This window comes from Streptomyces sp. NPDC048504, assembly GCF_043200035.1.
Lineage (GTDB): Bacteria > Actinomycetota > Actinomycetes > Streptomycetales > Streptomycetaceae > Streptomyces.
The window spans coordinates 335,697-348,117 of record NZ_JBICXA010000006.1; the positions used below are offsets into that span (position 1 = coordinate 335,697).

At 70.3% G+C, this 12,421-nt stretch carries 11 protein-coding genes; 7 read left to right on the forward strand and 4 right to left on the reverse strand.

Features of this window, described 5'->3' with window-relative positions; all coding sequences use genetic code 11:
* The first annotated feature begins 1 nt into the window (after position 1).
* Both ACGFY9_RS17555 and asnB read left to right on the forward strand, forming a co-directional pair.
* Positions 2-1,264, forward strand: coding sequence for an arginine deiminase (locus ACGFY9_RS17555; RefSeq protein WP_393755018.1), 1,263 nt, complete (start codon positions 2-4; stop codon positions 1,262-1,264).
* 289 nt (positions 1,265-1,553) lie between these two features.
* Entirely contained in the window at positions 1,554-3,395 is a 1,842-nt protein-coding gene (gene asnB / locus ACGFY9_RS17560; protein ID WP_393755020.1) for an asparagine synthase (glutamine-hydrolyzing), read from the forward strand.
* An 8-nt stretch (positions 3,396-3,403) separates the two neighbouring features.
* On the opposite strand, the gene ACGFY9_RS17565 is transcribed toward asnB, so the two are convergent.
* Positions 3,404-4,990, reverse strand: coding sequence for an alpha/beta hydrolase (locus tag ACGFY9_RS17565; RefSeq protein WP_393755022.1), 1,587 nt, complete (start codon positions 4,988-4,990; stop codon positions 3,404-3,406).
* A 333-nt stretch (positions 4,991-5,323) separates the two neighbouring features.
* Between ACGFY9_RS17565 and ACGFY9_RS17570 the strand changes: the two genes are divergently transcribed.
* Positions 5,324-5,995 carry a chaplin gene (locus tag ACGFY9_RS17570; RefSeq protein ID WP_393755024.1) on the forward strand — a complete coding sequence of 224 codons (672 nt, stop codon included), beginning with the start codon at positions 5,324-5,326 and terminating at the stop codon, positions 5,993-5,995.
* A 191-nt stretch (positions 5,996-6,186) separates the two neighbouring features.
* Here ACGFY9_RS17570 and ACGFY9_RS17575 read toward each other — a convergent pair whose 3' ends face one another.
* Positions 6,187-7,098 (reverse strand): LysR family transcriptional regulator, encoded by a 912-nt coding sequence (locus ACGFY9_RS17575; protein ID WP_393755025.1) that lies wholly within the window; start codon positions 7,096-7,098, stop codon positions 6,187-6,189.
* Between the two features lie 197 nt (positions 7,099-7,295).
* Here ACGFY9_RS17575 and ACGFY9_RS17580 point away from each other — a divergent pair, with 197 nt between their 5' ends.
* Positions 7,296-8,195, forward strand: coding sequence for an SDR family oxidoreductase (locus ACGFY9_RS17580; protein WP_393755027.1), 900 nt, complete (start codon positions 7,296-7,298; stop codon positions 8,193-8,195).
* Between the two features lie 125 nt (positions 8,196-8,320).
* Here ACGFY9_RS17580 and ACGFY9_RS17585 read toward each other — a convergent pair whose 3' ends face one another.
* On the reverse strand, positions 8,321-9,535 hold the full coding sequence (locus tag ACGFY9_RS17585; protein WP_393755029.1) for an MFS transporter: 1,215 nt from the start codon (positions 9,533-9,535) through the stop codon (positions 8,321-8,323).
* A gap of 88 nt (positions 9,536-9,623) precedes the next feature.
* On the opposite strand from ACGFY9_RS17585, the gene ACGFY9_RS17590 reads away from it, so the two are divergent.
* From ACGFY9_RS17590 to ACGFY9_RS17600, 3 genes are read left to right on the forward strand one after another with little or no spacing between them, the layout of a single operon-like run.
* Positions 9,624-10,007 carry a MerR family transcriptional regulator gene (locus ACGFY9_RS17590; RefSeq protein ID WP_393755030.1) on the forward strand — a complete coding sequence of 128 codons (384 nt, stop codon included), beginning with the start codon at positions 9,624-9,626 and terminating at the stop codon, positions 10,005-10,007.
* A 40-nt stretch (positions 10,008-10,047) separates the two neighbouring features.
* A complete protein-coding gene (locus ACGFY9_RS17595; RefSeq protein WP_393755031.1) occupies positions 10,048-10,824 on the forward strand; it encodes a GNAT family N-acetyltransferase in 777 nt (258 codons plus the stop codon).
* 57 nt (positions 10,825-10,881) lie between these two features.
* The gene (locus ACGFY9_RS17600; RefSeq protein ID WP_393755033.1) at positions 10,882-11,811 is read left to right on the forward strand and encodes an NAD-dependent epimerase/dehydratase family protein; all 930 of its coding nucleotides are present in this window, start codon (positions 10,882-10,884) and stop codon (positions 11,809-11,811) included.
* A 211-nt stretch (positions 11,812-12,022) separates the two neighbouring features.
* Here the strand turns inward: ACGFY9_RS17600 and ACGFY9_RS17605 are convergent, their stop codons facing one another.
* Positions 12,023-12,286, reverse strand: coding sequence for a GlsB/YeaQ/YmgE family stress response membrane protein (locus ACGFY9_RS17605; RefSeq protein ID WP_393755034.1), 264 nt, complete (start codon positions 12,284-12,286; stop codon positions 12,023-12,025).
* Positions 12,287-12,421 lie beyond the last annotated feature (135 nt).

Genomic DNA, 12,421 nt, shown 5'->3' on the forward strand with positions numbered 1-12,421 from the left:
CGTGACCAGTCAAGACACCGTGGACCGGCATGAGTACGGCGTCCACTCCGAGGTCGGCAGACTGCGCAAAGTGCTGGTCTGCGCGCCGGGCCTGGCCCACCGCAGGCTCACCCCGACCAACTCCGACGACCTGCTCTTCGACGACGTGATGTGGGTCGAGAACGCCCAGCGCGACCACGCCGACTTCGTCAACAAACTCCGCGAACGCGGCGTCGACGTGGTCGAGTTGCACGAACTGCTCGCCCAGACCATGACGATCCCCGCAGCCAAGGACTGGCTCCTGGACCGGAAGATCGTCGCGAACGAGGTCGGCCTCGGACTCATCGACGCGACCCGCGCCTACCTGGAATCCCTCGAACCGGCCGAACTGGCCAAGTACTTGATCGGCGGCCTGGCCACCACCGACCTCCCGGACGACTACCGCACCCCCTACACGGCCCTCGTCCGCGAGTCGACCGGCGTCCGCGAATACCTGATGCCGCCCCTGCCCAACACCCTCTACACCCGTGACACGACCTGCTGGCTCTACGGCGGCCTCACCCTCAACCCGCTGTACTGGCCCGCCCGGCACGACGAGACCCTCCTGATGAAGGCGATCTACACCTTCCACCCGGACTTCGCGGGCTCCGTCATCTGGTGGGGCGACCCCGAACTCGACTGGGGGCAGGCCACGTTCGAAGGCGGCGACATCATGCCCGTCGGCAACGGCGTGGTCCTCATGGGCATGAGCGAGCGCACCTCGCGCCAGGCCATCACCCAAGTCGCCAAAGCCCTCTTCGACCTGGGCGCCGCCGAGCACGTCGTCGTCGCCGGTATGCCGAAGCTGCGCTCCGCGATGCACCTCGACACCGTCTTCACCTTCGCCGACCGCGACCTGGTGACCCTGTACCCGGCCATCATGGACGCCGTCCACACCTTCTCCCTGCGTCCCGGCGACAAGGCACCCGGAATCGACATCGTCGACGAGGGCCCGACCCCGTTCACCGACGTCGTCGCCAAGGCACTCGCCCTGCCCGAACTGCGCGTCGTGGAGACGGGCGGCGACGTCTACGCCTCCGAACGCCAGCAGTGGGACAGCGGCAACAACGCGGTCGCGCTGGAACCTGGCGTGGTCTTCACCTACGACCGCAACACCCAGACCAACACCCTGCTGCGCAAGGCCGGCGTCGAGGTCATCACGATCGTCGGCGCCGAACTCGGGCGCGGCCGGGGTGGCGGGCACTGCATGACCTGCCCGATCGTGCGGGACCCGGTGGACTTCTGAACATCCGCGCGCTGCACGGTTGTTGAGCAACTCTTTGCCCGTGGCCGATTCCTGACGAGAACCACCCGGTGGAGACCCGATCCGCGGATCTCGGGAGCGCAAAACGCGGCCGAAAACCCGGGGTCGGCAAGGCCGTTCAGGTTACGGACGTGTTGACCGGCCCGGCGGGTGTGACACACGCTCGTCATATAGGTGCTGAATACATCTGGTTCGGCGGGCTCGGGTCGGGCATGCGGGAAAGCGCAGGTGGGCGACCTCTTTCCGGCGGACCGAACGCAGGAGGTAACGCATGTGCGGCATCACCGGCTGGGTCTCCTTCGACCGTGAACTGCGCACCGAGGCCGCGACATTGGATGCAATGACGGCGACGATGGCCTGCCGCGGCCCGGACGACCGCGGCACCTGGGTCCAGGGTCCCGCGGCCCTCGGACACCGCCGGCTCGCGATCATCGACCTGCCCGGCGGCCGACAGCCGATGACCGTCGACACGGCGGACGGCACGGTCGCGCTCGTCTACTCGGGGGAGACCTACAACTTCACCGAACTCCGCCGCCAACTCGCCGACCGGGGACACCGGTTCACCACCGACTCCGACACCGAGGTCGTGCTGCGCGGCTTTCTCGAATGGGGCGACGCGGTCGCCGAACGCCTCAACGGCATGTACGCCTTCGCGATCTGGGACGGCCGCCGCGACCGACTCGTCATGATCCGCGACCGCATGGGCATCAAGCCCTTCTACTACCACCCGACCTCCGACGGCGTCCTGTTCGGCTCCGAACCGAAGGCGATCCTCGCCAACCCGCTGGCCCGGGCGCGGGTCACCCTGGACGGCCTGCGCGAACTCTTCACCATGATCAAGACACCCGGACACGCCATCTGGGACGGCATGCACGAGGTCGAGCCCGGCACCGTCGTCACTGTCGACCGCGCGGGTCTACGGCGGCGCGTCTACTGGCAGTTGGAGACCCGCCCGCACACCGACGACCGCGACACCACCGTCGCCCACGTCCGCACTCTCCTCGACGACATCGTGCGCCGCCAACTCGTCGCCGACGTACCCCGCTGCACCCTGCTCTCCGGCGGCCTCGACTCCTCCGCGATGACCGCGATCGCCGCCCGCCAACTCGCCGAGCACGGCGAGAAGGTGCGCAGTTTCGCCGTCGACTTCGCCGGCCAGAACGAGAACTTCGTCGCCGACGAACTGCGCGGCACCCCCGACACGCCGTACGTCCACGACGTGGCCCGCGCCTCGGGCACCGACCACCAGGACATCGTGCTCGACGCACACGCCCTCGCCGACCTCGACGTCCGCGCGAAGATGCTCCGGGCCCGCGATCTCCCGCTCGGCTTCGGCGACATGGACTCCTCGCTCTACCTGCTGTTCCGCGCCGTCCGCGACCAGTCCACCGTCGCCCTGTCCGGCGAGTCCGCCGACGAGGTCTTCGGCGGATACCTGCAGTTCTTCGACGAGGAGGCGAGGCGCGCCGACACCTTCCCCTGGCTGGTGCGGTTCGGCCGGCACTTCGGGGACGACGCCGACGTACTGCGCCCCGACCTGACCAAGGCCCTGGACACCGAGTCGTACATCGCGGACGGCTACCGCACCGCCATTGCCGGCATCCAACGCCTCGACGGGGAAAGCGACTTCGAGTACCGCATGCGGCGTATCTGCCATCTCCACCTCTCCCGCTTCGTCCGCATCCTGCTCGACCGCAAGGACCGCGCGAGCATGGCCGTCGGCCTGGAGGTCCGCGTCCCGTTCTGCGACCACCGGCTCGTCGAGTACGTCTTCAACACACCCTGGTCCCTCAAGTCCTACGACGGCCGCGAGAAGACCCTGCTCAGGGAGGCCACCGCGGACGTCCTACCGAAGTCCGTCTACGACCGCGTCAAGAGCCCCTATCCGTCCACGCAGGACCCCAAGTACGCGGTCGCCCTCCAGGACCACGCCAAGGACCTCCTCGCCCGGCCCTCCCACCCGGTCTTCGACCTCGTCGACCGCGAGAGGCTCCGGCAGGCCGCCCACCGGGACGCCCCCATCAGCACCCAGGCGGGCCGCCGCGGCCTGGAACGCGCCCTCGACCTGGCGCTCTGGACGGACCTCTACAAGCCCGAGATCGCCCTCGGCTGAACCGTCCCTCAGGGGACCACCGTGCTGTCCGGCTGGCACGAACTCCCGCTGGCCGGCAGCGAACCGTAGAGGAGGAAGTCGTTGACCTTGGTGTGGACGCACTTGGACGACGCGTAACCGGTGTGGCCCTCACCCTTGTTGTCGAGCACCACAGCCGAGGAACCGAGCCGCTGGGCCGTCTCCACGGTCCAGCGGTACGGCGTCGCCGGGTCGCCCCGGGTGCCGACGAGCAGCATCTTCGCCGCGTGCACGTTCTTGACGTCGTCGCGGATGTAGTCGGTGCCCTTGGGGCGGCCGTAGCACATCAGCACCTCGGTGAGCCGGTAGCGGCCGAAGACCGGCGACGCCTGCTCGTACCGGGCGCGCAGGCCGTCCAGGTTCCTGGTGATCTGCTCGGCGGTGGGGCGGTCGGGGTCGTCGGCGCAGTTGATGGCCATCAGCGCGGCCGGGAGGTTGTCGAGCGGGACGTCCTGGGCGTCGACGATCCCGCCGCCCCCGCCGAGGTGGGGCAGGCCGGTGCCGCCCGACGAGAACGCCATGATGGCGCGCGTGTCGCCGTCCTCCACCAATGAGGCGATGGCCCGCTCCAGCGTCGGCCACATCTGCTTGGTGTACAGCGCCTGGCTGATGGCGCCGACCAGGTCCTGACCGGAGAACTGGTCGCCGAAGTCCGTCTGCACCGGGTCCTGGTCGAGCGAGCGGACGAGGTGTACGGCCCGGTCCGGCGCCTCGCGTGCGTCCGTCCCGAAGGGGCAGGCGATGTCCTGGACACACCAGTTGAGGAAGTCCTCCAGCGCCGTCTGCTGTCCCTCGGCGCCCGCGATGCCCTGTTCGGAGAGTGGTTCGGTGAGGGTGTCGACGCCGTCGAGCACCAACCGGCCGACCTTCTTGGGGAATTGGGCCGCGTACACCGCGCCGAGCCGCGTTCCGTAGGAGAAACCGAGGTAGTTGAGCTTCTTGTCGCCGAGGGCCTGGCGCATCACGTCCAGGTCCCTGGAGGCGTTGACCGTGCCGATGTGGGGCAGCACCGGGCCGGAGTACTTGGCGCAGGTGGCGGCCGCCTTCCGCAACTGCTTGAGGACGACCTCCGGATCACTGCTCTCGGTGGTGTCCTCGTCGATCGCGGCCGAGCCCTGGTCGGAGCCCTCGCCACAACTCACCGGTGAGGACTGGCCGACGCCGCGCGGATCGAAGGTGACGACGTCGTAGCCGTTCGTCAGATCCATGAACTCCTTGCCGTCCGAGGCGAGTTCACTGACACCCGCGCCACCGGGACCGCCGAAGTTCAGCAGGACCGACCCCCTCGACTTCCCGGTCGCCCGGTAACGGGCCAACGCGAGATCGAGTGTCCCACCGCCGGGCTTCGCGTAGTCGAGCGGGACGGTGACCTTCCCGCACTGCAGGTCCTTGGGCGCGTCCGGGGTCCTGCACGCGGCCCACTTCACCTTCTGCCGGTAGAAGCGGGACAGGTCGGCCTGCGGCCGGTCCTCGGCCGCGCCGAGTGCGGGCAGCCCCGCGCCGAGCAGTGCCAGCGTGAGGACCCCGGTGAACGCGCACCGCCGGAACGCGGGCCGCGATGACAGCTTGGCCAGCATCAATGCCTCCAAGAACGCGCCGTGACCAGCGCCTGCGATCACGATAAGCGGGCCTCGCGGGCCCCGCCTCCCGGCGGGCGGACCGGTGATCGATGCCGTATTCTGCGCCCCTTCTATAGGCCTAAGCGGTTTTCCTACAAACGGTTTCCGGTCGATGTGGTGTCCGACCGATGAAGAGTCGTTATGAGTAGTTCGATAACCGTGACGCTCGATGGAGTGAAAGGCCGATAAGCCATAACTCGGATGGTGCGCCCGCGTTTTATCCGGTGCGGGTGAGTGCCCGCTACATCTCTGGAAGGCAGGGACCCTATGAAACGGGTTACCCGAAACGGTGTGATCGCCGTCGCCGCCGCATCCGGCGCGCTGGCCGCGGCGATGCCGGCGTTCGCCGATTCCGGTGCGGACGGCACCGCGGCCGGTTCGCCCGGGGTGATCTCCGGCAACACCATTCAGCTCCCGGTGCACGTGCCGGTGAACGTGTGCGGGAACACCGTGAACGTGGTGGGGCTCCTCAATCCCGCCGCGGGGAACACGTGCGCCGACGAAGGCGGCGCGAAAGCGGGCGGTGGCCGGCGGAGCGGCGGGAAGAACACCGGCGGGCCGCACGGCGGAGCCGTCGCACAGGGCGGCGAAAAGGATTCGCCGGGTGTCCTCTCCGGCAACGGAGTGCAGCTCCCGATCCACCTCCCCGTGAACCTCAGCGGCAATTCCGTGAGCGTGGTCGGCGTCGCCAACCCGACCGTGGGCAACCACTCCGAGAACACCTCGGACGACCACCCCGACCACCCCGCGCCGTCGACCCCGGCGCCGCCCACGCCGTCGAAGCCGCACCCCGGGCCACTGCCGGTGACGGAGGTGGAGGGTCACGCTGCCCCACCCGCGGCCGAGGCGTCGCTCGCCCACACAGGCGCGGACACCACAGTCCCGGCCGCCGTCACGAGCGCGGCCCTCCTCCTGGGCGGCGCCGCCCTGTACCGGCGCCACCGCCCCAGGGCGGGACGCTGACCCCGGCACCGCGCCAGGACGGAAGGCCCCACCGGGTACGCGACCGGTGGGGCCTCCGCCGTCCGGCACGACATGGTCGGCGGAGATCGTCGCGGAGGACGCCCTGTCCGCGGGCCTCGGGCGGCGGGCCGACGTCGATGTTCCAGTAGTGGCAGGTCGGAGTACGGCAACTCCCAGCAACCGCAGGGAAGTTACTCGAACTGGTCCGCCGGAGCCCTCAGGAGTGCGTGGGCCGCCTTCCGGAACGCCGTCAGCAGACGGTTGTGCTCGCCGGCTCGGGTCGCGAGGGCGACGTGACTCGGTTCGACGCCGTGGAGGGGGATCGGCGTGATGTCGGGGCGGATCGTCTGGCCGGGGCGGAGGCCGGCCACGATGGCCACGGCCTGCCCGTCGGCGACGAACTCGAACTTGTCCTCCAGGGCCCGGATAACCGGACCCCCGGGTGCCGGTCGGCCGTCGGGCCGCGGGTCGATGCGCCAGAAGGCGGTCCAGGCCGGGTCCGCGCCGGGCATCTGGGGAAGGGGCTCGTCGGCGATGTCGTCCAGGGTGACGGACTCCTTGCCGGCCAGGCGGTGGTCGAGCGGCACGAGCAGGAAGCGGGGCTCGTCGTAGAGGACCGTGACGTCCAACTGGCCGGTGGGGAACGGCAGTCGGGCCACCACCGCGTCCACCCGCCGTTCGAGCAGGGCGGCGCGTGTCTCGTCGTAGGCCAGATGTACGACGTGCACATCGGCGTCCGGATGCCGGCGCCGCACCTCGCGCACCGCCGGCGTGACGAACAGGTTCGCCATGTACCCGACGGTGAGGCGGCTGGGCTCGGCGGCGGCGCGGGTCTCGGCGGCCGCCTGGGCGGTGGAGCGCAACAGCGCCTTTGCGCGCGGCAGAAACACCTCCCCGGCCTCCGTGAGCCGGGTGCCCTGCGGGATACGGTCCAGCAGCCTGGCCCCCAACTGCTCCTCCAGCCGCCGGACTTGACGGCTCAGCGACGGCTGGGTGATGTGCAGCGCCTCGGCGGCACGGCCGAAGTGACGCTGCTCGGCGACCGCGATGAAGTACCGCACGAGACGCAGTTCGAGATCGGGCGCAGGGGGCAGGTCCGTCATGCCTGAAGTGTACGGCGCGAGACCAGGGGGACTTCGGTCATATGGCATCTGAGCTGGTGTGATGCCTGATTCGTATTGCGACATGCGAAACAGGCTTTGGACCCGGAACGTGTGCCCAGCCCACGATGGAAGCACAGCACAGCGCGATACATCGCAGCTCAGCGCAAGCTCACCCCACCTCATCGAAGGAATGCACCATGCGTGTTTTCGTCACCGGCGCCACCGGGTTCATCGGCTCCGCCGTGGTCCGTGAACTGCTCGACGCCGGGCACACGGTCACCGGACTGGCCCGCTCGGACGCGTCCGCCGAGGCGCTGACGGCCGTGGGCGCCGCCGTGCACCGGGGCTCGCTCGACGACCTCGACAGCCTGCGCGCCGGCGCCGCCGCGGCTGACGGGGTCTGCCATCTGGCGTTCATCCACGACTTCACGGACTTCGCCGCCAACTGCGCCACCGACCTGCGTGCCATCGAGGCGATCGGTGAGCAACTCGCGGGCACGGACAAGCCGTTCGTGGTCACCTCGGGCACACCCGGGCTCGCCGACGGGAGGGTGGCGACGGAGGAGGACCACGTCGAACCCGGGTCGTTCGCGGCGATCCGGCAGCCCTCCGAGATCGCGGCGGTCGCGCTGGCGGAGCGCGGGGTGCGGTCGTCGGTCATCCGGCTGCCCCGGTCCGTGCACGGAACCGGGGACCAGGGATTCGTCCCCCAACTCATCGCCGTAGCAAGGGAGAAGGGCGTATCGGCGTACGTCGGCGAGGGTGCCGCCCGGTGGCCCGCCGTGCATCGGCTCGACGCGGCCCGGCTGTACCGGTGGGCCCTGGAGTCGGCTCCGGCGGGTGCGCAGTACCACGCGGTGGGCGACGAGGCGTTGCCGCTGCGTGAGATCGCGGCGGTCATCGGCCGCCGGCTGGATGTTCCGACCGGAAGTGTGGTGCCCGAGCAGGCGGTCGAGCACTTCGGGTTCCTGGGCCTTGTCGCTTCGCTGGATTGCCCGGCGTCGAGCACGTTGACGCGGAAGCAGACGGGGTGGGAGCCGGTGGAGGTCGGGTTGATCGGCGATCTTGAGACCGGGCACTACTTCGGGGAGGCGTAGGGGGCCAGGTCGGGCGCGGTCCGTTGTTGTCTGTCTGCGGGGCGGTGGGGGCTGGTCGCGCAGTTCCCCGCGCCCCTTGGGGGTGCTTGTGTCGGCGCTGGTTGGTGGACCAAGGGGCATCACCCTTACGCGCAGGGGGAGTTGATGCTTCGCTCGGCCTCCACCGGTGTCGCCGGAAACGCGTGCCGGTGGCCCAGCACGACCACGGCGAACGCGCCCGCGACCAAGGGCAACGCCGTCCAGGGCAAGGCCCCCGCGCCCAACCCCGACAGAGCGAGCCCACCGGTGAACGAGCCTCCGGCGATACCCGCGTTGTACACCGTGGTCTGCAACGACGTTGCCACATCGGCGTGTTCGGGACCGGAGGCGTTGACGAGGGCGGTCTGGATCAGGGTCGGCGCGCCGCCGAAGGCAACTCCCCACACGGCGACGGAACCCAGCAGCACGGCAGGGGAGTCGGCATACAGGCCGAGTACGCACATGACCGCCACGAACAGGGCCGTCGCGCCCAGCAGCGTGGGCCGCGCCCACCGGTCCACGAGCACCCCGGTGGCCCAGATCCCGACGACCGTGGCGATCCCGAACACGAGCAGGACGACGTCCGTACGGCCGTAGCCGGAGTGCGCAGAGAACGGGGCGACGTACGTGTACATCACCTGATGCCCCAGCAGCAGGAACAGCGTGACCGACAGGACGGCCGGAATCCCCGGCAGGACGGCGACACCCCTCAACGGCACGCGGGCGCCCGGGAGTTCACCGGGGAAGCCCGGCACCCGCAGCCGTATCCAGACCACCACCAGGACCGAGAGTCCGGCCAGCATCCCGAACGCCGTGCGCCAGCCGACCGCTCCGGCCAGCGCGGTGCCGGCGGGTACGCCCAGGGAGAGGGCGAGGGTGATTCCGGCCAGCACGATCGCGATGGCCCGGCCGCGGCGCTCGACCGGCACCATCCGGGCCGCGTACCCGGCGAGCATCGCCCACATCGTGCCGCCCATCACCCCGGCCAGCAGCCGGGCGCCGAAGGTGACGGTGTACGACGACGACAGCGCGACCACGGCGTTGGCGCAGGCGAAGCCCAGCAGCGTGCCGACCAGGACCGGGCGGCGCGGCAGCCCGCGCAGGGCCGCGGTGACCGGGATCGCGGCCAGGAAGGAGGCGACCGCGTAACCGGTGACCAGGAAGCCGACCCGCGCCTCCGAGACACCGAGGGCCGGTGCCATCCGGGGCAGCAGACCGGCGGGGAGGAGTTCCGTCAGCACGGCGGTGAAGGCGGCCGTGGACAGGGCGAGGAGCCCGGACCAGGGCAGGGCGGTGCCCTTGGCCGGGGATGCGGTGGTCATGGGACCATGGTCGAACCCTCACATCAGTGTGAAGGCAAGCGAACCTCGCGGCTGAGTCCCCGCGAGCACGCCCACCCCGGAGGCAGGCATGAAGATCGGCGAGCTCTCCCGCCGCACCGGCGTCCCCACCCGCCTCCTGCGCTACTACGAGGAACAGGACCTGCTGCACCCCGACCGCACCGAGAACGGCTACCGCTCCTACGGCGAGCCCGCGGTCCGGGACGTCCAGCAGATCCGTGGCCTGCTGGACTCGGGGCTCACCACCGAGATGATCCGCGCGATCCTGCCGTATCTCTCCGGCCCGGACGAGATCCACGTCCCCGCCGACTGCCTGACCCCGGAGACGGCCGCCCTGCTCAGCGACCACGTCGACCGGATCCAGGCCCGCATCGACTGCCTGGCCCGCAACCGTGACCGGCTGAGCGCGTATCTGGCGGCGGTACGGGCGGACGTGCCGGCACGGGGCGCGTAATCCCGTTGCCGGGTGCGCCCGCGGATGTTGAAGTGAGCGTATGGATCACGCCTCGGTACTCGCCCTCCACGACCGCGACCTGCGCGAAGGCGCCCGACCCGACGGCCCCGGGTCCCGCGTCGAGCGCGTCGGGGGAGTGGTGCGCCAGGTCGCCGACGCGCACGGCTGGAACGGCGTCCTGTGGTCGGACCTCGACGCGACGAACGCCGACGCGACGATCGCCGAGCAGATCGCGTACTTCACCGCGCTCGGCCGCGACTTCGAGTGGAAGCTCTACGGCCACGACCTGCCGACCGATCTCGGACAGCGGCTGTCGGCGGTTGGGTTCACGCCCGAACCGCAGGAGACCCTGCTGATCGGCGAGGTCGCCGCCCTCACCCTCGACGCCCAACTGCCGGACGGCATCCGCCTGTTGCCCGCCACCGACCGGGCCGGCGTCGACCTCGTGGCGGACGTCCACGAGAAGGCCTTCGGCACGGACAGCGGCCGGCTGCGTGCCCGCCTGCTCGCCCAACTCGCCGCCGAACCCGACACAGTTGTCGCCGTCGTCGCCCTCGCCGGCGACGAACCGGTGAGCGCGGCCCGCATGGAACTCGTCCCCGGCACCCGGTTCGCCGGCCTGTGGGGCGGCGGCACGGTGGAGGCCTGGCGGGGCCGCGGCATCTACCGCGCCCTGATCGCCCACCGCGCCCGCATCGCCGCCGACCGCGGCTACCGCTACCTCCAGGTCGACGCCTCCGACCAGAGCCGCCCCATCCTCGAACGCCTGGGCTTCTCCCCGCTGACCACGACCACGCCGTACGTCTACGAGCCGTAGACCCGCAGCTCAAGCGGCTGATGTCACATCCGCGCCGACCCGATCCGTCGCATCGTCATGACGACGAACGAGAGCAACCAGGGCGGCCGGAGCATCCTCCTCGCCGGTGCCACCGGCGTCCTCGGCGGCCACATCACCAAGGCCCTGACCGACGCGGGCCACAAGGTGACCGGCCTCGGCCGGGGACCCGGCAACGGCATCCGCGCGGACCTCATGGACCGCGACGGACTGCTCCGCGCGGTCGACGGGCACCACTTCGACACGGTGATCCACGCCGCGACCGCCCTGCGCAAGCCGCCCCTGCGCCATCGCGACATGCACGCCACCGACGCCCTGCGCGTCCACGGCACCGCCCACCTCGTCGAGGCCGCGCAGACCACCGGCGCCCGCCGTTTCGTCAGCGAGTCGATGGTCTTCGGCTACGGCTACGGGGACTTCGGCCCCCGCCCCCTCACCGAGGACGATCCCTTCGGCCCGCACGGCAGCACACCGGAGCTGGAGAAGCACATCGAGGGCATGCGCACCAAGGAGCAACTCACCTTCGGGGCACAGGACTTGGAGGGCATCGCCCTCCGCTTCGGCCTCCTCTACGGCCCCGGCGGCACCGACGCCCTGTTCCCCATGCTGCGCAGGCGCCAACTGCCTCTCCCGGACGACCGCGTCCGGGTCCTGCCCTGGATCGAACTCACCGACGCGGCCCGCGCGGTTGCCGCCGCCGTCGAACGCGGGCGCCCCGGGCAGGCGTACAACATCACCGACCGCACACCGCTCGGCTTCCGCGCCCATGTCTTGTGCGTGGCACGTGAGTTCGGCCTGCCGAAGCCCATGCCCGTACCGCTGTGGACGGTTCGGCCGATGGCGTACGCCCACACGGTGATGACCGGCAACCTGCGCGTGTCCAGCGCGAAGGCCGAACGGGAACTGGGCTGGACGCCGGTGTACCTGTCGAGCAGCGAGGGCCTGGCGGCACTGCACGCCGCCCGTTGAGCACCATGCGCCTGCTCCTCCTTGGCGAACGGAGGAACAGGCGCACGGAAACCGGCCCGCCGCTCGACGGGCCGGACTTCGGATCGACGAGCGGGATGATGCCTGGTGACAAGGGCTGCCCGTCAGGAGTGCGGGACGTGAGGGACCGGGCGACAGGCCCGCAACTGTGAGCCTCCGCCCGGTCTCACCCGCGGCACTTCCCGACCACCCCTCAGCGGCGCACCCTCGACCGGTCCAGCGCGGCGATCCCGACCGCTGCCAGGCCGATCTGGATGAGCCACTCGATCCAGTCGACGCCCTTCGTGTCGGCGACCCCCAGGCCCGATGCGATCGCCGCGCCGATCAGCGCGGCCACGATGCCGACGACGATCGTCAGCAGAACGCCTATGTGCTGGCGCCCAGGGACGACGAGCCGTCCCAGCACGCCAATGATGATGCCGATGATGATGGCACTGATGATGCCCGAGATCTCCATCTCCGCCCCTCTTTGTCGATAGTCCTGCTCTCTCCATGTGCCCGCTGGACGCCAAGGCAGTCCGCCGGAGTTTTGTTGCCTGTTATTGCCGGGACTTTCTGTTCACCACCCCTTCATGCCATGTACCTTTCAATC

Coding starts and splice junctions, on each gene's coding strand:
- asnB (WP_393755020.1), top strand. CDS start 1,554: ATGTGCGGCATCACCGGCTGGGTCTCCTTCGACCGTGAACTGCGCACC.
- ACGFY9_RS17565 (WP_393755022.1), bottom strand. CDS start 4,990: ATGCTGGCCAAGCTGTCATCGCGGCCCGCGTTCCGGCGGTGCGCGTTC.
- ACGFY9_RS17575 (WP_393755025.1), bottom strand. CDS start 7,098: ATGACGGACCTGCCCCCTGCGCCCGATCTCGAACTGCGTCTCGTGCGG.
- ACGFY9_RS17580 (WP_393755027.1), top strand. CDS start 7,296: ATGCGTGTTTTCGTCACCGGCGCCACCGGGTTCATCGGCTCCGCCGTG.
- ACGFY9_RS17585 (WP_393755029.1), bottom strand. CDS start 9,535: ATGACCACCGCATCCCCGGCCAAGGGCACCGCCCTGCCCTGGTCCGGG.
- ACGFY9_RS17590 (WP_393755030.1), top strand. CDS start 9,624: ATGAAGATCGGCGAGCTCTCCCGCCGCACCGGCGTCCCCACCCGCCTC.
- ACGFY9_RS17595 (WP_393755031.1), top strand. CDS start 10,048: ATGGATCACGCCTCGGTACTCGCCCTCCACGACCGCGACCTGCGCGAA.
- ACGFY9_RS17600 (WP_393755033.1), top strand. CDS start 10,882: ATGACGACGAACGAGAGCAACCAGGGCGGCCGGAGCATCCTCCTCGCC.
- ACGFY9_RS17605 (WP_393755034.1), bottom strand. CDS start 12,286: ATGGAGATCTCGGGCATCATCAGTGCCATCATCATCGGCATCATCATT.